Below are 24688 nucleotides of genomic sequence, written 5' to 3'. Positions count from 1 at the left end.
TAACCAGCATATGCCAAGATCTAATTATCACCAACATTCTAAACCAAGTCGCTTAAAGTGGATTTTCCTTTGGGGATTCATTGCGATGAATGTTGTGCTTGTCGGTCTTTTTGCTGCAGATTATTTATTTGTCTCGAAAGCACGCAATGACATCTATTATAAGATCTCAGATGTTCCGGTGCACGATGTTGGCTTAGTCCTTGGCACCAGTAAGTACATCGGCAAGGTCTTAAACCCCTATTATACGCATCGTATCGACGCTGCAATCGCCTTATATGAAAATCAAAAAGTCTCACACTTTTTGCTAAGTGGTGACAATGCCCATCGTTCTTATAATGAGCCTTGGACCATGAAGCGTGACCTTTTAAAAGCCAATATTCCAGAAACAAATATTCATCTCGATTATGCCGGGTTTCGAACCTTGGACTCTATCGTCCGCGCGAAAAAGGTATTTAAATCCGATAACTTTTTGATCATCACACAAAAGTTTCATTGTGAACGCGCCCTTTATATTGCCCATTTTAACGAGATACATGCCAGTTGTTTGGCTGTACCGGGCGCCAGTGATAACTCAGGCATTTATCTACGCTTGCGCGAGGTGTTTGCTCGTGTCAAAGCTTTGCTCGATTTATATGTTTTAGATCAAGAACCTAAATTTCTTGGCCCTGAAGAGCCGATCTTACATGATGCGCCAACAGAGCCATCACAGAGCGCAGAGCCAACTCAAACGCTCCCTGCCACTCTAGATTCAGCGAGTTAAGTGCGCAAGCGCCTCAAACAAAGCATCTATCTCTTCACGCTTGTTGTAATGCATCAAGCCCACTCTTAAAACGCCTTCATCTTCTTCAAACTCAATTTGTTTGATTAAATCTAGCGCATAAAAATGCCCACTCCAGGTATAAATTTCATCATCAGCCAACCATTCGCTAAGACTTTGCGCCGAGATGCCATGACATGATAAGGCAAAAGTTGGCGTACGAGATGTGGGATCTGCCTGTGCTTCACCATGCAAAACGATGTTTGGAAAATCACGTAATTTAGTTAAAAAATACTGACTCAGCTTAGTTTCATAAGCTTGAATATGTGCAAATGATTGCGCTAAGCGCGCTCGACGGGTTGCAAAAATTTTATCGCTCAAAGGCTCGCCCCATTGGCTTAGATAATCCAAAGTGGCAATAAACCCACTTAATGCTTCAAAGTTTTGGGTGCCAGTTTCAAAACGCGCCGCACCAATATTCTTCGCCGCTCTAAGTTTATATGGAATCAAACTATTTAAATGCTCAGGGGCGATATAAGCTAAGCCTAGATGTGGCCCATAAAATTTATATGCTGAGCAAACAAGGTAATCACAACCAAGCGCCTGCACATCCATTAAGCCATGTGGCGCATAATGCACAGCGTCAATATAAACTTGCGCGCCAACACTGTGCACCATCTCAATCACCTTTTTAAGATCGACAATGCTGCCAATCGCATTCGACGCATAGGTCAGAGCAACCAGTTTGGTTTTCGGACTTAACAGTGAGGCTAAATGTTCAAGGTCAATATTGGTTTTGTCTTGATTGAGTCCAACTTGATGACAAATCACGTTTTTATCTTTTGCCGCTAATACCCATGGGGTGATATTGGCATCATGATCAAGGCTTGAAACAATCACTTCATCTGAGCTTTGCCACTGATTGGCAATACTGCGACTGAGTTGGAAAGTTAAACTCGTCATATTTGCGCCAAAAACAATGCAATCTGAACGCGATGCATTCACAAGTACCTGACCTGCAATCCGGGCCTGATCTAACAATTCAGTGGTAGCAACACTTGGCCGAGAACTACCACCTAAGTTTGAATTACCGGTTTCTAAATAGGCACGCATCGCAGTCAAGACCATATTGGGCACTTGCGCACCACCGGGCCCATCGAAGTAAATCTGCTCACCTGCCAACGCTGGAAACTGAGCTCGAATCGAATCAATGTTTTGCCCTATCTTATCTGCTGTCAATGTACTGACCATAATCTAATCCCTATCCTATGCGCTACCTAGTCGTCAACTAGCTTAAAATTAAGAGTGGTGTGTGGGTAATGGATGTTTACTGGGTTCTCGATTAGCGGTAATCACCATCACATCCATATAACCATCACGACTCGCATCTTGACGTACGATTGGGCTCGCGTAATGCCATAATTGATGATCCGAAAGAATCACTAAATCCCCATCTTCTAATACCTTACTTAGCATAGCGGGCAAAGATTTATCTGCAAAGACTTGTGTTGTACCACCATAAATATTGCGACGACTAACACCAAAAAGTGCAACGCTATCAAAACCATCTTGATGGATCCCTTCTGGCGCAACTGGGGTTTGCTCAGCAAAAGTAACAATCCGCATTTGGTGGATTTCAAGGGCTTGTCCTGGGGCGAAGTGATTAGCTTGTATAAAGATATCGCACGCTTCTTTTAATGCCTCACTGTGTATCACTTGTTTTTCAAGACCTTGGAAATGACGCTTCACATCGCCTTGAAATTTATTGTAATCTTTCGATTGAATAAAATCGTGATTCGTAGATTCGATAAGTTTTTCAGGGTACCAATAGAGCACTGAATAACGTCTTAATCTGTATTGGCCATCGGCATGCGGTGTGTGCGGCAGACGATCAAAACTTGCGCGAATGTGATCAAGTTTAGCGCGCGTCACTTGCGTGATTTGAAGCAAAGGTGCAGGGGTGGCAAGAGGCATTTGTTGATGCGCTGAGTGATGCATAGCAAATGATGAAATATTTTGCTCTTGGTTAGGTATACGAGACATATATCCTCCTAGATGCGATTTAACGCATATTAATTCTATCTTTATAAGGATTAGCCAATATTTTTGATTTTTCAATATCCTTAGTTTTAAAATGCTCGTCCAATCTAACCCTTTTACGTCTCAATCTTGTTTATCTTTTCGCTAATCTATTGAAACTTGAAACAAAGGCTTTCATTAGCGAATTAATTTACTTACAATTTGCCAATATGTATTTTACACTCAAGCAGAATTAAAAAAGCACTCCAACAAAAGGGATCACCATGAGCGATATTAAACATTGCCCGTTACTTATTTTAGGTTCAGGACCTGCGGGTTATACCGCTGCTGTGTATGCGGCGCGTGCAAACCTAAACCCAGTTCTCGTGACGGGGATTCAGCAAGGTGGGCAGCTTACGACAACCACTGAAGTCGAAAACTGGCCAGGCGATGCAAATGATCTCACCGGCCCAGATCTTATGGTGCGAATGCAAGCGCACGCAGAGAAATTTAATACTGAAATTATTTTTGATCATATCAACGAAGTCGATTTCTCAAAGCGCCCATTTACCCTCACTGGTGACTCAGGCCAATACACAGCTGATGCAGTGATTATTTCAACCGGCGCAAGCGCTAAATATATTGGCCTTGAGTCAGAGGAAGCATTTAAAGGCCGCGGCGTTTCTGCGTGCGCCACTTGTGATGGTTTCTTCTATAAAAATCAAAAAGTAGCAGTCGTTGGCGGTGGCAATACTGCAGTTGAAGAAGCACTTTATCTTGCCAATATCGCAAGTGAAGTTCATCTGATTCACCGCCGTGACAATTTCCGCGCGGAAAAAATCTTAATTGACCGTTTAATGGCTAAAGTTGATGAGGGCAAAATTGTTCTGCACACCAAGCGTACGCTTGATGAAGTCCTAGGCGATGAGATGGGTGTCACCTCAGTGCGCCTACAAGATACGCAATCAAATGAAACCGAAGTGCTTGACGTGCTTGGCGTCTTTATTGCGATTGGTCACCAGCCAAATACCAGCATCTTCGAAGGTCAACTGGAGATGAACAATGGCTATATCAAGGTGCAATCTGGCCTTGAAGGCAATGCGACGCAAACCAGTGTCGAAGGTGTATTTGCCGCTGGTGATGTGATGGATCATGTTTATCGTCAGGCCATTACGTCTGCGGGCACAGGTTGTATGGCTGCCCTTGATGCTGAGCGCTATCTCGACGCAAAAACTCAAGCTTAATTTCAGCCTCGTTCATTCTCTCCTTGACTGCCTCGCACCGATGAGCTTTGTATGCCAAAGCCGGTGAGCGCATAATCAAGGAGAGACTTGTCCTTTCTATTCAAAGGCTATACTTTCCATGGATAAAGAACAAAGAAAACAACTCAATGCTTGGCTGAAAGATCAAAGTAAGCTAGCTAAGCGTTGGTTAACTATCAGTATTGTATTAGGGCTTGTTAGTACCCTTTTCTTAATCGCTCAAGCCGGCCTACTTGCTTCCATCTTACATCAGTTGATCATCGAGAGCGTCGCGCCCTCAGCACTGATTGCAAGCTTTGTTTATCTATTACTCGCCGTTGCAGGTCGCGCAGCCTGTCAATGGGGGCGTGAAATCGCAGGTTATCGCTGTGGTGAACAAGTCCGCATCTATATCCGTCATCAAATCATTGAAAAGCTGACGGATTTAGGCCCTGCTTATATTAAAGGTAAACCTGCTGGTGCATGGGCAAGTCTGTTACTTGAACAAGTCGAAGAGATGCAAGACTTCTTCTCTCGCTATTTACCACAAATGGCGCTTTCAGTACTGATCCCATTTATGATTATCGTCGTGGTATTTCCCGCCAACTGGGCAGCTGGTTTAATCTTTTTAATCACAGCGCCACTCGTGCCACTTTTTATGGCGCTAGCTGGTATGAAAGCTGCTGATGCGAATAAACGTAACTTTAAAGCCTTACAACGCTTATCTGGTCACTTTTACGACAGGCTTCAAGCCATGACAACTATACGCCTGTTTAATCGCGCAGAGGATGAAGCGCAGACGATGCAGGCTGCTTCTGAAGTTTTTCGTAAAAGCACAATGGAAATTTTGCGTATTGCGTTTTTATCCTCAGCGATTTTAGAGTTTTTCACCTCTATCTCCATTGCCCTAACCGCAGTTTATTTTGGCTTTAGCTTTATTGGCGAATTAAACTTTGGTTACTATGGCGCGGGGATCACTCTCTTTACCGGTTTATTTGTACTAATCTTAGCCCCTGAGTTTTATCAACCGCTACGCGATCTGGGTACATTTTATCATGCCAAAGCTCAAGCATTAGGCGCAGCTGAATCAATTGTTGAGTTTTTAGATGCCAAAGCTGACGGCGCGCAAATGGGTGATGCCGCCTTACCTGCTATGCCGGTACATATAAAAGCCAAAGATTTAACCGTGTTTAGCCCTGAAGGCGACAAACTTGTTGGTCCTATTAGCTTTGAGATTGCTGCCAATCAGTCAGTTGCATTAGTAGGCCCAAGTGGCGCGGGTAAAACGAGTTTAGTCAATGCAATACTCGGCTTCTTGCCATATACAGGCAGCTTACAAGTCAACCAAGTCGAATTAAAAACACTGAGTCGCTTGGATTGGCATCAACACATTAGTTGGGTGGGTCAAAACCCGCTACTACTGCATGGCACTATCTATGAAAATATTACCTTAGGTCAAACCCAAGTATCTGAAGACGCCTTACAACAAGCGATCAAAGCATCCTTTGCGGATGAATTCATTGCGCGTTTAGGCTTAGATCATCCGATTGGGGATAGATCATCTGGTTTATCCGTCGGCCAAGCACAACGTATCGCTCTTGCTCGCGCTATGCTCCAAAATGGTCTTTTTTGGCTACTCGATGAACCCAGTGCGAGTCTTGATGCTAACAGTGAAAAACTTGTCAGCAAAGCCTTGCGCACACAAACTCAAGATAAAACCTGCTTGATGGTCACCCACCGTTTGGATGATCTGGCCAATGTGGAACAAATTATTGTGCTTGAAAACGGCTTAATTTGTGAGCATGGTGATTTTGAGTCCCTTTCATCCGCCAACGGTCTATTCGCACAAATGCTCGCTGCAAACCAACCGCAACAAGGAGATCTCGATGCGTGATTTAATGCCTTATATTAAATTATATAAAAAGCATTGGTTTAGCTTAAACCTCGGCATATTACTCGCATTTGCGACTTTAGTTGCATCGCTGGGCTTATTAACCTTATCCGGTTGGTTTTTAACCGCAGCTGCGGTCGCGGGCTTAAGTGTCGCGCGTGAAACCTTTAACTATATGCTACCCGGTGGAGGCGTGCGCGGGTTTGCAATGGGCCGTACCGCTGGCCGTTGGGGTGAGCGTGTCGTTTCACACGATGCAACATTTAAGCTCTTGTCTGATTTACGTATTTTCTTTTTCAGAAAACTAACCCCGCTGATCCCAGGGAACTTTTCTAAGCTGCGTGACGCGGACTTGCTGAACCGTCTTGTGGCAGATGTCAGCGCAATGGATCATGTTTATTTACGCTTAATCAGCCCAATTGTGGTCAGCTTTTTTGGGATCATCTCACTCAGTTTAGTCGTCGGTTATTTCGACCGCACCATAGGTCTGACACTCGGCGGCATTTTGATGCTATTGCTATTTACTTGGCCAATTTTGTTCTACAAACTCGGTAAGAAAAATGGCTACGCACAAGCGCAAAACAAAGCCTCATTTCGTATAGCTACATTAGATTGGTTACAGGGTAACACTGAACTTGTCTTATTCGGAGCAGAGAAAGCCTATCGCGAAAAACTTGAAGCTCAGCAAACAAAGCTTTTACATAATCAATTAGTCGACGCCAAACTGACAGGGTTTGCCAATGCTCTACTTATTTTAGTCAATGGTTGGACTCTTGTTTTAATCATCTGGATGGGCGCGCAAGCAATTCAAGGTCCAGATGGCCTTACGCCACCTATGCTAGCTTTATTTGCCTTTGCTACCATGGCAAGTGTTGAGATTTTAATGCCAATTGCTGGCGCATTCCAATACTTAGGCCAAACCTTAGCCAGTGCTAAACGTCTAAACGAAGTCTTGCAAGCTACGCCTGATGTCGTCTTTGATGAAGATGGAATTAAAACAGCTGAGGATGCTCAAATTGAAGTATCAAATGTTAGCTTTAGCTACCAACAAGATGGCAAGGTGACAGCGCAGCCTTGGCAACTTGGCCCACTTAATATGAAAATTCCAGCCAAACATAAGGTGGCTATTTTAGGTCAAACGGGCTCAGGTAAATCAACGTTATTACAATTATTTACTCGTCAGTTTGATCCTCAATCTGGCAGTTTATTGCTCGGAGGTCATGAAATTAAAGACTGGAGCGAAGCCGGTTTACGTCAGATGATTTCAGTCGTTAGCCAACGTGTGGATATCTTAAACGCTAGCCTTGAAGACAACCTATTGCTTGCAGAACCGGATGCTACAAGAGCACAATTAAGTGATGCGCTAACGCAAGTTGGGCTTGCACACTTACTTGAAAAGCAAGGACTTGATACTTGGCTTGGCGATGGTGGTCGCCAGCTTTCTGGGGGTGAAAAACGCCGTTTGGGGATTGCTCGTGCACTCTTGCACAATGCGCCAATCTTAATACTTGATGAGCCAACTGAAGGGCTAGATCAATCGACTCAGCAACAAATCATGGCTCGTTTACTCGCACATAGCCAAGATAAAACACTGATTTTTGTTACCCATAGATTAGTGGGACTTGAGAAAATGGATGCAATATATCTAATGGATCAAGGCCAAGTTGTCGAAGCCGGTACGCATCAAGATTTAATCGCCCAACAAGGTTTTTATTATCAATTAAATCAACGTATTGATTGATTATTAGTAAACTAAAAATAAAGGCAGCTAAATATCAGCTGCCTTTTTTATGTCTCGATGAATAGAAGCTCTTATGCTTGATGCTTGGCCGCAAAAGATTTCATAAATTCAACTAAGGCTGCAACGCCTTCTAATGGCATGGCATTATAAATCGATGCACGCATTCCACCCACAGCGCGGTGCCCTTTTAGTGCAACCAAACCTTGCGCCGTTGCTTCTTTCAAAAACTCGCTATCTAGGCTTGGATCAGCAAGCAAGAATGGAACATTCATGCGAGAACGATTTGCCGCAGCAACATTATTTTGATAAAAATCAGACGCTTCAATATAAGAGTATAATAAATCAGCTTTTGCTTGGTTAGTCGCTTGCATGCTTGCGATCCCGCCATGCTCAAGCAACCACTCAAAGACTAAACCTGAGAGATACCAAGCAAAGGTTGGTGGTGTGTTGTACATCGACTCTTTCGCATCTAAAATTTTATAGTTCAAAATACTCGGCGTTGAGTCGGCCGCATACTCAAGCAAATCATCACGTACAATAACCAAGCAAAGACCGGCTGGGCCAATATTTTTCTGCGCCCCAGCATAGATCACGCCATAACGCGACACATCAATTTCTTTCGATAAGATATTCGATGACATATCTGCCACAATCGGCTTGTCTGTGACAGGTAAATCATTAATTTCAATCCCGTCAATCGTTTCATTCGGGCAAAAATGAACATAGCTCGTATCCTCAGGAATTTGCCACTGATCTGCCGGCACGACAGATTTTACGCCATTTTCTTCAATTACGGCATCAATACGGTGAACTTGCGTATATTTTTGCGCTTCTTCAATCGCACTATTTGCCCAATATCCAGAATTAACATAACAAGGTGTACCAGTAAGACCTGCAAGGTTTTGTGGTAATGCAGCAAACTGACCACGCGCGCCACCTTGGCAAAAAAGCACTTTATAATTGTTTGGAATACCCATCAACTGACGTAAATCTTGCTCAGCTTTGGTCGCGACATGAATGAATTCAGGACTGCGGTGGCTAATTTCCATCACAGAGCGTCCCATTCCTTGCCAATCAATAAACTCTGCTTGTGCTTTTTGCATCACAGCTTGTGGTAAAGCTGCTGGCCCTGCACTGAAATTAAACACTTTGCTCATTCCTGACTCCTTGTTTTGATTCAAATCTTGCCACCTTTGGCTATTCATTGGTTATATCATTTTTATCTTTATCTCTCATCTATTTATTTAGATTTTTTGCATAAAAAAAAGAGACCCGAAGATCTCTTTCTTAGCTTTTCTAGAAAAAATTATAAAAAGGCGGCACCCAGCATCATATATGGCATGGTTTGTCCATTTGAGAAGGTCATGGTGCCATCTTCAAGTTTACCTTTAAGCAAATAGCCTTCATCTGTTTTTTCCATCATTTTCATTTTTAATAACTTTTCAAACTTAGGCTTGAGCTCAGGAAATTGAAGTAAAATTTCTTCTGAGACCAATGTATCCGTGTCAAGCGTAATCGCGCTGATAAATTTAAACGGGGCACTCACAGGTGATGGCGCATTTTCAGGTACAGCAATATTAATCGCACTTTTGACCTTGCCCTCACCAAGCGAGACTTCAAAGTTATTTAAGCCTGTTTCAAAGCCTTGCTGCATAATTTGGTTTAAATAAGTAAATGCGCGCTGGCTATCTTCTTGATTTGGATTTTGCGCTTTATTAACCAGCTCCACTAAAGCAATAAAGCTTTGTGCATCAATATCTTTCACACCAAAATCAAGTTTTAAATCTTTAAAGTTTAAGCCTTGATAATCTAAACTATCTAAGGTCGCAATTGACTGATTTGAGAGTCTTGTCTGATCATCCCCTAGACTTGTTTGATATTCATAATCTAGGTTTTTAACCGTCAAAGCATCCAGAGTTTTAGCATTCGTAAAATCCAGATCTGACGCTTTGATGCCCTGCTTACCAATCCAGAAATTACCTTGACGGTAGCCATCAGCATAGCCTTCAAAGACAGCAGCAGTAAAAGACTCATCTTGATTTAAAATTAACTTCAGGCCTTCACTATGATACTGCATTTCTACCTTACCATCAGATCCAAGCGCGACATCAGCAGTCAGAGGTTTAATATCTAGTTGTGATGCATCATCAAAGACTTGCTTATATGCCCCCAGTTTGATGTCTAAATCTGTTGAACCCGTAATATAGGTCGTGGTTTTTAAATCGAGAGGAATCGGGTTTTCCATCTCAAATTCATTATCACTTGACACAGACCAAATGCCATGGCTGATATCATGCTTAATTGCAAACTCGGTTGGCAAATGCGCATCGGTTAAAATTGCTTTTAAATTAGGGTCAATAACCGTCACATTTGAACGAGCGAGAGAAGAAAGATAACCACGTTCATAGCTGACAAGCTCAAGCTTTACACGTGAATCATCAAACTGTGTAAATTGTTTTTCAATTTGCTTTTGTGCCAGTTGTCCAACCGCGAGTGGCCAACATGCAGCGATCGCTAACGCGCCTGCGATAGCCCCTGTTTTTTGAAGTGAATGCATTAAGCTTTTTCCGTATATAGGATGAGTTCAACACCAAAAGGTACGCCTTCTGATGCGTAGAATACTTGAATGATACTCAGTATATACTTAACGCCTTGTCGGATGCTAGCATTGCATCTCTTTCTGCCTAAAAGCTGCACAAATTAATGTTTTGTTTAGGCATTCTTTACATTTAAGATTTGCCTGTCATCACTTTAAAGAACAATATTGATGGCTTTGATAATTTACATTGTGCTTTGCATCTGTCAAAATTAGCTTTTTTCGTTGTTATCTTTATTCAAAAGGAATTTTCCACCATGCGTCAATCGCTTCTAGCCCTCTCTTTACTGCTTGCTACACCAGCAGTCTTTGCTCAAAGCCAATCAAACATGAGTAACTTTAGTTATGATTATCTCGAGGCACGAGTCGGGTTCTCTCCATTTACTTTTGGTGGCGCTGTGAGTAAATCAATCCACCCAAATGCACATGCAATTTTTGAACTTGATAGTGAATTTGAAGATGACTATAGCTTTGGTGCGGGTCTTGGCTTCCATGCTCCTATCAATAATTATGCAGATGTAATGGGTGAACTTGTCGTTCGTTTTGCAGATGACGACAAGCATAAATATGATAATGATGCGGGTGTTGATTTTAATATTGGCCTGCGTCAATGGATGTCACCACGTATTGAAGTCGGTGGTACTGTTGGTTATTACACGATGAATAACAAACGCGATACTGATGATGTATATGGCACAGTTTTTGGTCGCTTCCATGCAACTGAGCTATTTTCATTAGGTCTTGAGGCTAAAATCAATGACTTCTACGGCTCTCAAGGCATGATCAGCACACGTTTTAAGTTCTAAGCATTCAATAAAACGTAAACATTCTAGCCTTAAAGCACAACAAAAAAGCCAACCGAGATAATCAAGGTTGGCTTTATTTTTGTTATAGAAAAAATGTAGGATGTAGAGATAAAATGAGTGCAGTTATATTAATGAGTTAAACCTGCACTAGTTAATAACTCTTGTTTTCTAGGTTCTTGTAATAATTGCCAATGACAACCATCTGCTGCGCCAGCAAATTTCCACAGTAGACGAATATCAATGTCATCCCCATACGCTTGTTTGACTTTTTGGAATACAACTTCTGGGCCAACATCCATAAAGGTGCTGACATCAGGAATACCTGCTTTTTTCACCATTCTTTCAAGTGTCAATTGCATATTGGGTAGGTCACGCAGACGTAAGCTTTCTTGTGATTTTTGTTGCTTACGCTCAACTTTAGAGCAGTCAATTGATTGTTTAATATAATAATCTAATTCATTATCACGATTTGAGAACATATCTGTGATATCAAAATAGTTTACTGTTGCTACCGTTTGTTTCTTCACGTGTTTATAACGAACACAACCTTTTTCAGCGAGTGCTTCATCCAAGGTTTCACTGCCTCGAATAAAAATTGCACCGTTAGAAATCAAAGCATACATAGCACCATCGCTAAAAAGGCCTGTCCCTCCAAACATAGAACGTTTTTGAAATGAACCAAATTTAGCCACATACTCAACAAATGCTTGTTCCACTGTCGTTCCCATTATACCCTCCATTCTTATAGCCTCTCCCCCTGAGATCCTATAAGTTGATATGTTTTAAACATTTTGGTAAATGTCACCCATTGGTCATTTTTTCAACAAATGTTAACCAGTTAAAAAATAACGAATGGATTAACTCCTTGGTTTCACGTTTTTTGCGAGCGATAAAACATAATTATTCACCCGCCTATATCTTACTCGATGAAAGAAATGGCAAAAGTATTTAGATCACATTTATCCGAGAAAAGAGATTCAAAAATGTGAACCACACCGCATAAAAAATTAATCCATTTCTTTTATGGGGCAAATTAATTGCCCTATTTCGCAAAAATGTCATCTTATTATGCTAGCTAGATTAAACTTTTTGCACAAAATTGGCGTTTTTAACACAAATTCATATTTTCATACGAAGAAAGATAAATCCTTACAATTAAATATCTTTCTCACTAGACATCTTGTAAAATGTTACAAAGTTATCAAGTTGTTTAAATTCAATTGTAAAAATTCACTAAAAATTTAGACCTTGTGTCATAAAAACGCAAACAATAATTTCATATTCCCCTTAAAAATCACTGTGAGGAACCTATGTTTGGCAGCTTTTTGCTCATTTTTACCCCATTAATCCTTGGCTATTTGATCAAACTGAGCAAAAACCATCACCTTGATTGGGTGAATCAATTAACTGGGTATCTCATTGGTTTAATTTTATTTTTAATGGGTTTGAGCTTGGCTAGCTTGGATAATTTGTCACAAAACATTCAAAGTATTTTAAGTTATACCTTATGCTTTTTTGTTGTAATCGGCGCATTTAATCTTGCTGTGCTTCCCATCATAGATAAATATATCCCCTTGAATGTTGAGCAACATCAAACAAAACTGCCTTTATCAAAAATGGCCCTTGAATCCATTAAATTGATTCTCTATGTCTTCGCGGGTTTAGTGATTGGTTTACTGTTAAAACTACCAAACCTTTGGATTGATACGGCATCAGAGTCAATCTTGTTGTTTTTATTATTTTTAATTGGCATCCAATTACGTAATTCTGGCCTCACCTTGCGTCAAATTCTGATTAACAAACACGGTATGTTGATTGCTTTGGTGATGATTGGCACTTCTTTAATCGGCGGTCTGGTCTGTGCTTATTTGCTTGACCTGCCTTTGTATCAATCACTGGCGATGTCTTCAGGGTTTGGCTGGTATTCATTGTCTGGCATTTTAATTGGCGATGCCTTTGGCCCAATTTTTGGCGGAGCGTCCTTTTTACTTGAACTCTTACGTGAACTTGCAGCCCTCATCATGATCCCGCTGCTGATTGCTCGTTATCCAAACACAGCCATTGGTTATGCTGGTGCCACTGCTATGGATTTCACCTTACCGATTATTCAAAGCACTGGCGGTGTGCGCTGCGTTCCGGTTGCCATCGTCAGCGGCTTTATTTTAAGTTTGATGGTGCCGACCTTGATGGTCATGTTGATTTCACTTGCTGCGGCATAAAAAGAGCGAAACGAGAAGAAAAAGCCTAAACTGTGGCTGAGTTAATCTTTTTAATCTAGAAACTATGTTAGCTTATAAAAATATACAGCTGATAGGGATTTTATTGTGAGTTTACAAAAAGTATTGATTCATCAATCTAGGCTTTTGATTTCTTCTGCCATTTTTATTCTCGGGATACAAGTTTCCTCAGCAAGTGAAGCCCCAGCAGATCTTGCTTATACAGCGCCCCAAAAGCAATGCTTAGTCACTCAATACAAAACCTATGTGGATGCCTCATTAACTTGGTATCAAGCCCTCGTTACGCAAGTGGTAAGTCAAAATGAACGTCTTGATGATGTTGGCGAATGGTTTTTAACTGGGCGCCAACATCACTTTGCCTTAAATCAGGCTGCTTTCACTCACTTTCTTGAGACAAACCCTAAAAGAATCACACTCGATAATGGGGTCGAGTCTTCGCTCGTCTTAACTCAGCAAGATATTCAAGCCCTAAGTCAACAAGATTCGAGCTTAGGTAAAGTTGCCAAACAAACCTTTGATGATCGCCAAGCACCCAATCACCCACAAAACTACCAATTGCGTGAAGCCATTGCGCACGAGCTAAGCCAAACAGCCAATATGCAGGCAGCTTTAGATGATTACAATGCAAGTGTCAGCAAAATCTCTAAAGAGTCATGCCTCTAATGCTTAACTCTGCTTGCTATTTCTAGTCAGATTAGCTATTTTTGCTATCCATTTGAGACTTTTATTTATTTTTATCCCTAAAATAGTTAAAGGATATATAAGTTAGCTCGCTTGATAGTAATAATAAAAAAGGCTTATGCAGCAAGTGCAAACTACAAATTCAAATAAAGATGTTGATGTAAACTTTGAAAGCCTATTGCGAATATTTACAGTGCCAGAGGCTGCAAATTCGACATTAAGTCAAATTGAACAACACATCTCTCAAAACCTCAATCAATTCTTAAATGATCATATTGTGGCTGAAGAAAAACCTTTATCGGAAATCGAAAAAGATTTTTCTAGAGCTGCGATCCCTGAGCTGCCAAGTTTTGTATCCGATCATAGCCAGTATTTACTCGATACCTTGGTTGCCCATTCAGTGCATACCTCATCGCCAAGTTTTATCGGTCATATGACGTCGGCCCTACCGTATTTTTTGATGCCGCTTTCAAAAATCATGATTGCACTGAATCAAAACTTGGTCAAAATCGAAACCTCAAAGGCATTCACACCGCTTGAGCGCCAAGTTTTGGGCATGCTCCATCACCTTATATATCAACAAGATGACAGTTTCTATCAAACTTGGATGCACGATGCAAACCACCCGCTTGGCGCCTTTTGTTCGGGTGGCACAGTGGCGAATATTACTGCGTTGTGGGTTGCGCGCAATCAAGCCTTAAAAGCAGATGGGGACTTTGCAGGCGTCGGTCAAGAAGGCCTGCTGGCTGCGATGCGTCATTATGGCTATCAGGATCTTGCCATTTTAGTCTCGGAACGTGGCCATTATTCACTGAAAAAAGCGGCGAATGTGTTAGGCATTGGGCAAAAAAACTTGGTCGCGGTGAAAACTAATGCCAAAAATCAAATTTGCTTAGATGACTTAGAGGCTAAACTTGTCGCTCTGAAAGCTAAAAAGATCAAACCTTTTGCGATTATTGGTGTGGCTGGCACGACTGAAACCGGCACAGTGGACCCTTTAACTGAGATGGCCCATATTGCACGTGCCCATGATTGTCACTTTCATGTCGACGCAGCTTGGGGCGGCGCTTCATTAATGTCGAATAAATACCGTCATTTGCTTAAAGGCATTGAGCTAGCAGATTCCGTCACCATAGATGCACATAAGCAAATGTATATACCTATGGGCGCTGGCATGGTGCTGTTTAAAAACCCACAATCGATGCAAGCTATTGAACATCACGCAGAATATATTTTGCGTCAAGGCTCTAAAGATTTGGGGGCATATACATTAGAAGGCTCGCGCTCTGGAATTGCGATGCTTGTTTATGCAAGTTTGCATATTTTAGGTCGCCCAGGGTATGAGCTACTTATCAATGAAAGTATCGAAAAAGCGAAATATTTTGCCGATCTTATCAAACAGCACCCTGATTTTGAGCTGATCTCCGAACCTGAGCTTTGCCTATTAACTTACCGTTATGTGCCGCAAAAAGTTCAGCAAGCGCTAAAAGTAGCAACGCCAGAGCAAGCACAAGCATTGCACCAAGAGCTCAACTTGTTGACCCAGTTTATTCAAAAAATTCAGCGCGAAAACGGAAAATCCTTTGTTTCGCGTACTTTGCTGACCCCTGCCAAATATAACTTTGAAAAAACGAATGTGTTACGTGTTGTGCTAGCCAACCCGTTAACGACAAAAGAGATCTTGCAATCTGTCTTGGCAGAGCAAATCGAAATTGCACAAACCAGTATCCAAGCTTTGCCAGCTATCAATGCATTAGTGGATGAAATTCTAGCGATATAAAAGCAAGAAAGTCGCTCAAAATACAATGCGTTTAAATCCAAAACAATAAAAAACCGCAACGGAATCAATACCATTGCGGTTTTTCTATATAAGACTTAGTGCTCCTAAGACTCAATTCTGATAAAGCTAAACGAAACGAGAACCCTAGCAAGCTAAGGCTCCTTGTTAAAATTAAGCTTTTGGTGTATCAGAGTCGAGTTTGGTCTTTTCTACATCTGCGTCATCTGCCGCTTTTGCAGTATGCTTGACTTCTTCATACCAAAGATCATGGTGCTCTTTTGCCCAAGTCTCATCGACTTCACCGGTAACCATGCCCTCAAGCGCGCCTTCCATACCAAATAAACCGATATAAATATGGAAGATAAAGCCGCAGATCAGCACAAGCGCCGTCAGCATGTGAAGCAAGTTGGCGACATCAAGATCACGACGTCCTTGGCCAAAGATAGGGAAATCCAACACAAAGCCAGAAATACCTGCCACGAAGCCGCAGAAAATCAGCATCCAGAAGATAAGCTTTTCCCCTGCATTGGAGAAACCAGCCGATGGATGCGTCCCTTTATGCTTACCCACCATACCGCCAAGTTTTTGCATCCAACCAATATCGGTTTTATTAAATAAACTCTTACGCCACCATTTTAATAGCACACAGGTTAATAAAATAAAGAAGATTGGACCAATGTAGTTATGATATTGCTTGGCGCCATAAATAATTGCACCCCAGACATCCGTCGGTACGATTGGCTTAATGATAAACTTACCGTAAGTCAGGGTAAGGCCACTAAATGCCAAAGTCAAAAAAGTGAACGCCATCGACCAATGCAAAGTACGATCCCAACGTGACCAACGTTTGATCTTACGCCCTGTTCTTGGCGCAGACAGCTTCAATGGGCCAACGATAAAGTATGCCGCAATCACCATAGCCAAACTGCCAAAAACAGCCAAAGCGCCTAGCGGAGACATCCACTTTTCTTTCACTTTAAACCATAGCTCGCTTGGTGGACTCACCGCAATCCCATGCTCCATAGATTTAGAAGTGGTGTAACCCTCTGCGCCACCTTTGGCTTCTTCGAAAAATTCTTTGCCACCAAGGCTAGTCATTTCACGTTCAGCCGTGCCAACTGCAACCGACTCAGAGAAAGTGTTGTTGTCTTGTTTTGCTGCTTCTTGCTCTTGCGCAAAACTTGGCATACTCAGCCATAACAAGGTCGAGCAAACCAACACAACCCAAGCACGTATATTGAATAATTTCATTACTGCCTCCTAGCTTGCATCATAGCCAAGATTGGCTTTGAGTTGTTGATCGTTTTCATGCATGGCTAAAGCAACCTTATCCCCACGCATATCAAGACGTTTGTCCATCACCTCACGGATCACAGGTAAATCACCCGCAATCAATGCTTTGGTTGAACAAAGTGACGCGCACATTGGAAGCTTGCCTTCTGCAATACGGTTTGCGCCGTATAAAGTACGCTCTTTTTCTGAGCCAACTTCTGCATTTGGACCGCCCGAGCAATAAGTACATTTATCCATAGTGCCACGCTCTGCAAACGCGCCATGTTGGATAAATTGTGGCGCGCCAAATGGACAAGCCATCAAGCAATAGCCACAACCAATGCACAAGTCTTTGTCGTGCTGCACAATATTGTCTTCAGTGCGGTTAAAGCAATCTGCTGGACAGACTTGCATACACGGCGCATCATCACAATGCATACACGCAATTGAGATGGACACTTCATCTTTTTGACCATCATTTAAGGTCACAATGCGACGACGTTGGATGCCCCATTGAAGCGCATCGTCGTTTTCATTTTTACATGCTGTGACACACCCATTACACTCAATGCAACGGTCGGTATCACAGATAAATTTCATTTTAGCCATTGTTTTCTCCTAAACCTTGAAGGCATCCTATGCTTTGCTGATATGGCACAAGCTGACTTTTGTCTCTTGCATTTGCGTCACAGGATCATAACCATAAGTGGTTGCCGTATTTGCAGATTCACCTAATACGTAAGGCGCTGTGCCTTCAGGGTATTTGTCGAGTAAATCTTCACCTTGGAAATGCCCACCAAAGTGGAATGGCATAAAGGCAAGCCCAGGTTGAACACGTTCAGTCACCATAGCTTTGACCTTCACGCGGCCTTTTTCCGCGCCTTCAACCCACACATCATCGCCATCATTAAAGCCATTTTCTGCGGCGTCTTGCGGGTGAACTTCAACAAACATCTCTTGTTGTAGTTCTGCTAGCCAAGGGCTTGAACGGGTTTCTTCACCGCCCCCTTCATATTCCACCAAACGACCAGTGGTTAAGATAATTGGGTACTCTTGTGATTTGTCTTGATCTTGGATGCTCTTATATAAGGTCGGCAGACGGAAAATCGCTGCGTTATCATCCCAAGTTGGATAATCTTTCACGAGATCGCGACGGCGAGTATAAAGCGGCTCACGGTGCAGTGGCACGCGATCTGGGAACTGCCAGACAATCGTACGCGCTTTGCCATTACCAAATGGAATACAGCCGTGTTTAATCGCCACGCGTTGAATGCCGCCAGAAAGGTCGGTTTTCCAGTTTTTGCCTTCTGCGCTTTGTTTTTCAGCGTCAGTGAGTTCGTCCCACCAACCAAGCTGCTTCAATAGCTTGTCGCTAAATTCTGGGAAGCCTTCTTCGATTTCACAGCCGACAGGGAAACTGCCTTTTTCAGCCAGCAAACTCTTGCCTTCAAACGACACCCCAAAACGGGTTCTGAAGTTACCGCCACCTTTTGCAACCGGCTTAGATGTGTCATAAAGGATATGCGTGCCTGGGTGCTTCATCTCTGGCGTGCCCCAACATGGCCATGGCAGACCATAAGTTTCGCCGGCGAGCGCTGACACTTCACCATTGGCTTCGAGGTTATCGTGATCAAACACATGCCAGTTTTGTTGGTGCGCTTTTAAACGCTCTGGGCTTTGACCTGTGTAACCAATGGTCCACATGCCTTGGTTAAATTCACGGGTAATGTCTTCAATCACAGGTTGATTGTTTTCAATACGCACGTTTTTAAACAATTTGTCGGCAAAACCAAGTTTCTTGGTGAGCAAGTACATGATTTCATGGTCAGGCTTTGAATCAAACAAAGGTTCAATCACTTGATCGCGCCATTGAATTGAGCGGTTTGATGCGGTGACAGAGCCATAAGTTTCAAACTGAGTCGTAGCAGGCAATAAATACACGCCATCAGTGCGACCGTTTAATACTGATGCAACGGTTGGATATGGGTCCACAATCACCATCATATCTAGCTTTTGCATCGCTTTAGGCATTTCATGACCACGGGTTTGCGAGTTGACCGCATGGCCCCAATAGAACATAGCGCGAATGTTATCGTTTTGCTCGATTTTCGACTTGTCCTCTAACACGCCATCAATCCAACGCGAGACGGGAATCCCTGCGCTATTCATCGGCAAGTTGCCATTATATTCGGTTTGATCAAAGCGCGATTTTAGCCATTCATACTCAATCCCCCAGACGCCACACCAGTGTTGCCATGCACCTTCTGCAAGGCCGTAATAGCCTGGTAAGTCATGAGATAACACGCCTAAGTCAGTTGCGCCTTGTACGTTATCGTGCCCGCGGAAGATATTCGCACCACCGCCTGATTTACCCATGTTGCCAAGGGCGAGCTCAAGTACGCAGTAAGCACGAGTATTGTTACTACCGGTTGTATGTTGTGTGCCGCCCATACACCAGACGACGCAACCAGGGCGGTGCTCTGAAAGAATTTTTGCGGTTTGGAAAACATCTGCTTCAGGCACGCCAGTGACGCGTTCAACTTCTGCTGGCGTCCATTTGGCAACTTCTTCGCGGATCTCATCCATACCAAACACGCGTTGGTGAATAAATTCGCTATCTTCCCACTTGTTAGCAAAGACATGCCACAAAATGCCCCAAATAAAGGCGACATCTGTGCCTGGGCGCAAGCTTACATAATGATCAGACTTAGCTGCGGTGCGGGTGCGACGCGGATCGGCGACCACGATTTTACAATCATTGCGGTCTTTGGCGATCAAGATATGTTGCATCGCAACCGGGTGCGCTTCGGCAGGGTTGGAGCCAATAAAAAGAATCGACTTACAGTGATGCATGTCGTTAAACGAGTTGGTCATGGCGCCATAGCCCCAAGTGTTGGCAACACCTGATACTGTGGTGGAGTGACAAATACGCGCTTGGTGATCGACGTTATTTGTGCCCCACATCGACGCCATTTTACGAAAGCTATAGGCTTGTTCGTTGTTGTGTTTTGCAGAGCCTAAGAAGTAAACCGAATCAGGCCCTGATTCTTCACGAATTTGTAGCGCTTTATTGCCAATTTCTTCAATCGCGGTTTCCCAATCAATGCGTTGCCATTTGCCATCAACCATTTTCATTGGGTATTTTAGACGCTTCTCACCACGTCCATGCTCACGCAGCGCAGCACCTTTGGCGCAGTGACCACCAGCATTAAATGGGTGATCAAAGGCAGGTTCCTGCCCTGTCCAGACGCCGTTTTGTACTTCGGCGTAAATCCCGCAACCAACGGAGCAGTGTGAACAAATAGTGCGTTTGATTTCAACTTTGGCATCGTGATCAATGTCTTGCTCACTGGCCTGAGCTTTTTGCATCATCATTGGCGCAAACAAACTTGAGCTTGCCGCTGCCACTGAGGTTGACTTTAAAAAGTGACGACGGCTGAGTCCTTGCGCTTTTGGCGACTCAATCGTATCACTACGCTTGGTTAGTTTCATAAGGAGCTCCTAAGCCTACAGTGAGTCGTAATAATCACGAATGTGTGCGGTTTCGTGATAGTGATTTTCAATTTTGTCTTGCTTTTTGTCTTGCTTAGGCGATTGCGTGGTCGTCATCTCTTTTGCTACCACTGTAGTGGCAACACTTGCACCGGCAAGCACAGCCACACCTTTTAGCCATTGGCGACGACTTTGATCAACATTCGCTTGATCTTGAGCGTTATCCTCTGTCATCTTTTATTCCTTATCTTCCAGTGTATCGTGCGTATCAATCGTTTGAACTTGGATCTGTTGAGACGCTTGTTTGTTAAGTTTTAATGTGTAGCGTAACTTTTCATCTTGATAAAAAACGCTAAAAAATCCAGCCAAGGCTTTATAAAAGTCCGCTGATTTTGCTTTTTCTATCTCGTGAATCAAACTTTCACCCCAAGTGGCTAAGTGGCGTTTAAAAAAGCCGGCTTGGGCTGGGTGTTCATCTAAAATCAAATAGGCTTGCACTTCTAAAATTGCAGCCATTGAATCTTCTGGCTCTTTGACATCATCTTGACGCTCAAAGCCTAAAATTTTCAGATCTTGTCTTAGCTCGGCAAGTGGTTTTTCCATTAAACTGCCGGTTAAATGCCATGATGCATACGGCACTACTTCACCGCGCCCAAGGCCAATGAAAAGCTCAAAAAACTCGTCATTGATTTGTGCTGGTGTCAGCGACGCTGATTTTTTGGCTAACACTTGGGCTGCTTTTTTAAGTGGATCGCTTGCCAGCACTGCACTTGTGTCTAAATCGCTTAAAAAGTCTAGCTGCGCCTGACTTGGGGCTTGACGAAATAAAGCAGCAAAGAGTTGGTATAAGCCTGCGATATCTTGCGCATCTTGTTCTTTTTGAGGGCCCGGCATCGGCTTAGTTTGATCTTGAGTCATGTTTTATCCAATTAAATTCGTGATTGCTTGGCAGGATCGGCAATCAGCTCTTCCATCTTGTCTTTCACGCGGCAATCTTCACACATCGAAATACGTCTTTGTGCTTCAGGCGTCGCGAAGTGAGAATTACCAGCTAGTTTTTCGGTCAACATTTTAATCATAGACGCTGGCGCGAATGGTTTACTACAACGCAAACATAATGCCGCTTCTTCTTGATGCAAAACTTGCACGCCACGGCGTAAATTGCGATCCCAGTTCATTTGTGGGACTAATTCAAGCGCAGATTCAGGACAAGCTTTTTCACACAAACCACATTGCACACAATCTTGTTCGCATATCTGTAATTTAGGTTCATTCACGCCGGATTTTAAAGCCCCTGTCGGACAAACCGCGACACAGCTCATGCATAAGGTACAATCTTGGTTGCAGCTTAAGGTGCCAAAAGCATCGCCTTGCGCCATCGGGTAAACCTTAATCGCATCTTCTGCTTGCAGACTCGGCGCAGCATTGGCCAGCGCATCTAATGATTCAAATAAACGCATGCGTTTCGGTGATTTTGGTTTGACCACTGGCTTTGGCTTAGCAGCAGCTTTAAAATCAAACTCTTGCTTTTTACCTTTGCGCCCTTGGTCAATGGGCATTGGGCTAATATCAAGACTTGGGATCTGCGCATTTGGCGCCGTATCTGGCCAGCGCAGTGGCAGCGTTTCTTCAAACAATTCTGGCAACTGACCACGCATTTCTTCCATATACCAAATATCAATGCGCTTTTCACTGTGGCCAAGTTGGCTTAATAACGTTTTGGCTTGTGCCACTTGCGCTTCTAGCACATCTCTAACTTGCTTTGGCATACGTAAACTGGCAGCAAAAGCGACTTGCACCGCGCCATGGGTTAAGGCTTCAAACCAAGTATCTATGCCCACACTAGGCAGTTCTTCCAATTCAATCGGCAACACGCGCGCAGGCAACATTTGTAAAATCATTTGGTTATATTCTTGATGCGCTTGGCTGCAAAACAGCACCACAGGTGCATGCCCCTTTGCGGCTAAGAAATTGCCGAGCAAACGACGCATAAAGTTCTGGGTTTGCTGCGCTTGTGGGTAAATATAACGAATCGCTTCGGTTGGGCAGGCGCTGGCACATGTGCCAATGCCTTGGCATAAGTTGGGATTAATTTGAATATCAAATCCTGCGCGATCATTGGCAACGCTTGAAAGCGCGTCAGCCGGACATGCATCAATGCAGCGAGTGCAACCTTCAAGGCCGCGGACGCTGTGCGCGCACAACTCAGGCGTTAAATCAAAATACTTTGGCTTATCAAAAGCGCCTATCATCTCTGGCAACTCCTCAAGCGCTTGCTCAAGTTTTGGATAACCACGACCAACCGGATAATACCCCAGCGCCGGCAATGCAGCAGGCAATAAACCTTTTGTTGTCATATCAAGGACTAAATCAAAGCCAGATTGACCAATAAAAGCAGGTGCTAAGCTTATAAAATCACTCTCGGACGAGGGTTTGATCCGCGCGATAAACGCGCCTAAACTCCCTGATAAGTCTATTTCTTGCGCTGAAATAAGTTCAATTGTTGAATCTAGGTGAAGCGGCTTAAGCACTTCGGATAAAGCAATTTCATCTTGATTTAAGACGACTAAATACAAACTTGTCATCTGCGCGGCAAGCAAATTGAGCCAACTCAGATCGGTTTGTGCAAGCAGCCAACTTAGCTCAGTTGTGAGGAGCAAATTACCATTGGATTGAAACTCAACCGAGACTGGATTTAAGTTCTCAACCTCAGGCGTGTATAAAAATGCCTCACTGCGAGATGGGTGATATAAGGCATGCGCCTCATCGGTTAATTGTTGATATAGGCTCATAGTCATTGGCTCTTGATCTAGCATCTGGGAAGGCTCTGATATAGACAAAACATCTGCAACGAAAGGCTCAGAGTTGTCAACGTGATGGGATGGCGCCGCATCCTTTGCTTTATCTTCTACACTGGTTTGCAACGTTTTCCAAACCGCAAGCCCTTCCACATAGGCTTTGTCTAATTTGGGAATATTCGAATAATCTAAGTTATAGCTATCGAGTGGGTCGATCGCATCAAAATCACCACCATGGAAAATATCTGATAAATTAAGATCTTCTAATCGTGGGGAGGAAATTTTAATACTGGAATCAAGCGACTCTTTGGGGGTTGAATCTGTATTGCTTGAGAGTGATTGCTCAGAATCTAACGTAGAAGAAGTGTTATCTGACTGGGATGCGAATTGAGTATTATTTTCAATATTAGAATGAGATTCATTCTCTTGTAATTTGTGATTGGAATCGGATGACGCGATGAGGTTATCTTGGGAATGGTTCAATTTTTCTTTTTGAGGGCTAATATCGTTTTGATTTTGCGATGCTTTTCGCTTTATCCATCGCTGTAAACGCCCTTCATTTAATGATCCATCATTATTGGCTGGCACGCCCCACTCCTCGGTATTTTTTCTTTTTCACTTCAACTAACTCGCCATGCTTGGTCATATATGCTTCCATCCAAATCTGCACAGCAAGTGGCATATCTAACGCCAAAACTTGATAATCCGCATCCATATAAGCGGCAGCGCTAGCTTGAGAGGCAGTAAGCTTGACGGCTTTTTTATGCTCATCTTGGGTTAAAACTAAGAAGAGCTTTGGCTGTGTAGAGGATAAATTAAATCGATAATCCATACGCTCATCACGAAAGAGCTCAAGCACCAAACTGGTTTGATAGCAGGCAGCATCGCGATTACTGTCATCTGCTAAATTTACATTCGCATCGTGGACAAAATCTTGCGGGCTTAATATCACGCCCTGCCATTGCCACTCTTCACTCTGCCAACGGCTAATTTGATAGGTTTGTTTGATTAACTCACAAACGATTGGCCATTGCGCCGATGTTTTTTGCATTGCTCACTCCCGCATGCATTTTGACCTGACAAAGAGATATCCATAAAAAAACTAATGTTACAGAATTTAACTTAAAATCAAGTAAATGCCTATTTAAATAATAGAATATTAACTTAACTGAACATTTTTTGAACACCAAAAGAATTGTTAATTCAATAAATTGAATAATACGTCTATTAGTATATATTAACTTTATCATTCTACCTGGACATGCTCCCAATTGGTCATTTGAATTGATCAAGATCAATTAAATATCAATTAGTTAGTTTTTTAAAAATACTTCTCATTATACTCTTTGTGCTGTCACTTAAAGCCGCCACTGACGA

20 protein-coding genes are annotated in these 24688 nt (G+C 42.9%); 8 read left to right on the top strand and 12 right to left on the bottom strand.

Annotation, left to right across the window (positions count from 1 at the left end; genetic code table 11):
• Positions 1–10: 10 nt before the first annotated feature.
• Entirely contained in the window at positions 11–760 is a 750-nt protein-coding gene (locus AC2VOY_RS00720; protein ID WP_491831717.1) for a SanA/YdcF family protein, read from the top strand.
• Here the strand turns inward: AC2VOY_RS00720 and AC2VOY_RS00715 are convergent.
• Both AC2VOY_RS00715 and AC2VOY_RS00710 read right to left on the bottom strand, forming a co-directional pair.
• Positions 749–2008 carry a cysteine desulfurase-like protein gene (locus tag AC2VOY_RS00715; RefSeq protein WP_491831715.1) on the bottom strand — a complete coding sequence of 420 codons (1260 nt, stop codon included), beginning with the start codon at positions 2006–2008 and terminating at the stop codon, positions 749–751. The two genes, AC2VOY_RS00720 and AC2VOY_RS00715, sit on opposite strands and share 12 nt — an antisense overlap.
• Before the next feature lie 48 nt (positions 2009–2056).
• The gene (locus AC2VOY_RS00710) at positions 2057–2800 is read right to left on the bottom strand and encodes a 2OG-Fe dioxygenase family protein (RefSeq protein WP_491831713.1); all 744 of its coding nucleotides are present in this window, start codon (positions 2798–2800) and stop codon (positions 2057–2059) included.
• A gap of 260 nt (positions 2801–3060) precedes the next feature.
• On the opposite strand from AC2VOY_RS00710, the gene trxB reads away from it, so the two are divergent.
• From trxB to cydC, 3 genes are all read left to right on the top strand, one after another.
• Complete coding sequence (gene trxB, locus AC2VOY_RS00705; RefSeq protein ID WP_491831712.1) at positions 3061–4020, top strand: thioredoxin-disulfide reductase; 960 nt, start codon at positions 3061–3063, stop codon at positions 4018–4020.
• A 118-nt stretch (positions 4021–4138) separates the two neighbouring features.
• Positions 4139–5911: a heme ABC transporter permease/ATP-binding protein CydD gene (cydD, locus tag AC2VOY_RS00700; protein ID WP_491831711.1), complete on the top strand. Its 1773-nt coding sequence runs from the start codon at positions 4139–4141 to the stop codon at positions 5909–5911.
• Positions 5904–7649 (top strand): heme ABC transporter ATP-binding protein/permease CydC, encoded by a 1746-nt coding sequence (cydC, locus tag AC2VOY_RS00695; protein WP_491831710.1) that lies wholly within the window; start codon positions 5904–5906, stop codon positions 7647–7649. The genes cydD and cydC overlap by 8 nt, the downstream gene beginning before the upstream one ends.
• A gap of 71 nt (positions 7650–7720) precedes the next feature.
• Here cydC and serC read toward each other — a convergent pair whose 3' ends face one another.
• Positions 7721–8806, bottom strand: coding sequence for a 3-phosphoserine/phosphohydroxythreonine transaminase (serC, locus tag AC2VOY_RS00690; RefSeq protein ID WP_491831708.1), 1086 nt, complete (start codon positions 8804–8806; stop codon positions 7721–7723).
• 149 nt (positions 8807–8955) lie between these two features.
• Entirely contained in the window at positions 8956–10206 is a 1251-nt protein-coding gene (locus AC2VOY_RS00685) for a DUF945 family protein (protein WP_491831706.1), read from the bottom strand.
• A 296-nt stretch (positions 10207–10502) separates the two neighbouring features.
• On the opposite strand from AC2VOY_RS00685, the gene AC2VOY_RS00680 reads away from it, so the two are divergent.
• Positions 10503–11051, top strand: coding sequence for a hypothetical protein (locus AC2VOY_RS00680; protein ID WP_491831704.1), 549 nt, complete (start codon positions 10503–10505; stop codon positions 11049–11051).
• Positions 11052–11179: 128 nt separating this feature from the next.
• Here the strand turns inward: AC2VOY_RS00680 and AC2VOY_RS00675 are convergent, their stop codons facing one another.
• A complete protein-coding gene (locus AC2VOY_RS00675; protein ID WP_491831703.1) occupies positions 11180–11779 on the bottom strand; it encodes a TfoX/Sxy family DNA transformation protein in 600 nt (199 codons plus the stop codon).
• 582 nt (positions 11780–12361) lie between these two features.
• Here AC2VOY_RS00675 and AC2VOY_RS00670 point away from each other — a divergent pair.
• The 3 genes from AC2VOY_RS00670 to panP all read left to right on the top strand — a co-directional run bounded on the left by AC2VOY_RS00670 (position 12362) and on the right by panP (position 15749).
• On the top strand, positions 12362–13270 hold the full coding sequence (locus AC2VOY_RS00670) for a LysO family transporter (protein WP_491831701.1): 909 nt from the start codon (positions 12362–12364) through the stop codon (positions 13268–13270).
• A 105-nt stretch (positions 13271–13375) separates the two neighbouring features.
• Positions 13376–13951, top strand: coding sequence for a hypothetical protein (locus AC2VOY_RS00665; RefSeq protein ID WP_491831699.1), 576 nt, complete (start codon positions 13376–13378; stop codon positions 13949–13951).
• Between the two features lie 145 nt (positions 13952–14096).
• Positions 14097–15749, top strand: a complete 1653-nt coding sequence (panP, locus tag AC2VOY_RS00660; protein WP_491831697.1) for a pyridoxal-dependent aspartate 1-decarboxylase PanP — start codon at positions 14097–14099, stop codon at positions 15747–15749.
• 171 nt (positions 15750–15920) lie between these two features.
• On the opposite strand, the gene AC2VOY_RS00655 is transcribed toward panP, so the two are convergent.
• Genes AC2VOY_RS00655 through AC2VOY_RS00625 form a run of 7 tightly spaced genes read right to left on the bottom strand, consistent with a single transcriptional unit; the run spans position 15921 to position 24362 of the window.
• Entirely contained in the window at positions 15921–17000 is a 1080-nt protein-coding gene (locus tag AC2VOY_RS00655) for a formate dehydrogenase subunit gamma (RefSeq protein ID WP_491831695.1), read from the bottom strand.
• 9 nt (positions 17001–17009) lie between these two features.
• Complete coding sequence (gene fdh3B, locus AC2VOY_RS00650) at positions 17010–17630, bottom strand: formate dehydrogenase FDH3 subunit beta (protein WP_491831694.1); 621 nt, start codon at positions 17628–17630, stop codon at positions 17010–17012.
• 27 nt (positions 17631–17657) lie between these two features.
• Positions 17658–20513 carry a formate dehydrogenase subunit alpha gene (locus tag AC2VOY_RS00645; protein WP_491831692.1) on the bottom strand — a complete coding sequence of 952 codons (2856 nt, stop codon included), beginning with the start codon at positions 20511–20513 and terminating at the stop codon, positions 17658–17660.
• A gap of 15 nt (positions 20514–20528) precedes the next feature.
• The gene (locus AC2VOY_RS00640; protein ID WP_491831690.1) at positions 20529–20747 is read right to left on the bottom strand and encodes a transcriptional initiation protein Tat; all 219 of its coding nucleotides are present in this window, start codon (positions 20745–20747) and stop codon (positions 20529–20531) included.
• A 3-nt stretch (positions 20748–20750) separates the two neighbouring features.
• A complete protein-coding gene (locus AC2VOY_RS00635) occupies positions 20751–21431 on the bottom strand; it encodes a TorD/DmsD family molecular chaperone (RefSeq protein ID WP_491831688.1) in 681 nt (226 codons plus the stop codon).
• Positions 21432–21442: 11 nt separating this feature from the next.
• Positions 21443–23899: a DUF3306 domain-containing protein gene (locus AC2VOY_RS00630; protein ID WP_491831686.1), complete on the bottom strand. Its 2457-nt coding sequence runs from the start codon at positions 23897–23899 to the stop codon at positions 21443–21445.
• Complete coding sequence (locus AC2VOY_RS00625; protein WP_491831684.1) at positions 23886–24362, bottom strand: DUF3305 domain-containing protein; 477 nt, start codon at positions 24360–24362, stop codon at positions 23886–23888. Before AC2VOY_RS00625 ends, AC2VOY_RS00630 begins: the two co-directional genes overlap by 14 nt.
• Positions 24363–24688: the final 326 nt, after the last annotated feature.

This window comes from Vibrio sp. KMM 9700 (assembly GCF_058545285.1).
Note: the sequence above shows the minus strand (reverse complement) of the source record. Positions and strands in the feature narration are given on the sequence as shown.

What these genes read in the sequence shown, in the direction of transcription:
- AC2VOY_RS00645 (WP_491831692.1), bottom strand. Translation starts at nt 20,513, where the DNA reads ATGAAACTAACCAAGCGTAGTGATACGATTGAGTCGCCAAAAGCGCAA.
- AC2VOY_RS00670 (WP_491831701.1), top strand. Translation starts at nt 12,362, where the DNA reads ATGTTTGGCAGCTTTTTGCTCATTTTTACCCCATTAATCCTTGGCTAT.
- fdh3B (WP_491831694.1), bottom strand. Translation starts at nt 17,630, where the DNA reads ATGGCTAAAATGAAATTTATCTGTGATACCGACCGTTGCATTGAGTGT.
- AC2VOY_RS00675 (WP_491831703.1), bottom strand. Translation starts at nt 11,779, where the DNA reads ATGGGAACGACAGTGGAACAAGCATTTGTTGAGTATGTGGCTAAATTT.
- AC2VOY_RS00680 (WP_491831704.1), top strand. Translation starts at nt 10,503, where the DNA reads ATGCGTCAATCGCTTCTAGCCCTCTCTTTACTGCTTGCTACACCAGCA.
- serC (WP_491831708.1), bottom strand. Translation starts at nt 8,806, where the DNA reads ATGAGCAAAGTGTTTAATTTCAGTGCAGGGCCAGCAGCTTTACCACAA.
- AC2VOY_RS00685 (WP_491831706.1), bottom strand. Translation starts at nt 10,206, where the DNA reads ATGCATTCACTTCAAAAAACAGGGGCTATCGCAGGCGCGTTAGCGATC.
- AC2VOY_RS00655 (WP_491831695.1), bottom strand. Translation starts at nt 17,000, where the DNA reads ATGAAATTATTCAATATACGTGCTTGGGTTGTGTTGGTTTGCTCGACC.
- AC2VOY_RS00720 (WP_491831717.1), top strand. Translation starts at nt 11, where the DNA reads ATGCCAAGATCTAATTATCACCAACATTCTAAACCAAGTCGCTTAAAG.
- cydD (WP_491831711.1), top strand. Translation starts at nt 4,139, where the DNA reads ATGGATAAAGAACAAAGAAAACAACTCAATGCTTGGCTGAAAGATCAA.
- cydC (WP_491831710.1), top strand. Translation starts at nt 5,904, where the DNA reads ATGCGTGATTTAATGCCTTATATTAAATTATATAAAAAGCATTGGTTT.
- AC2VOY_RS00715 (WP_491831715.1), bottom strand. Translation starts at nt 2,008, where the DNA reads ATGGTCAGTACATTGACAGCAGATAAGATAGGGCAAAACATTGATTCG.
- AC2VOY_RS00625 (WP_491831684.1), bottom strand. Translation starts at nt 24,362, where the DNA reads ATGCAAAAAACATCGGCGCAATGGCCAATCGTTTGTGAGTTAATCAAA.
- AC2VOY_RS00635 (WP_491831688.1), bottom strand. Translation starts at nt 21,431, where the DNA reads ATGACTCAAGATCAAACTAAGCCGATGCCGGGCCCTCAAAAAGAACAA.
- AC2VOY_RS00640 (WP_491831690.1), bottom strand. Translation starts at nt 20,747, where the DNA reads ATGACAGAGGATAACGCTCAAGATCAAGCGAATGTTGATCAAAGTCGT.
- trxB (WP_491831712.1), top strand. Translation starts at nt 3,061, where the DNA reads ATGAGCGATATTAAACATTGCCCGTTACTTATTTTAGGTTCAGGACCT.
- AC2VOY_RS00710 (WP_491831713.1), bottom strand. Translation starts at nt 2,800, where the DNA reads ATGTCTCGTATACCTAACCAAGAGCAAAATATTTCATCATTTGCTATG.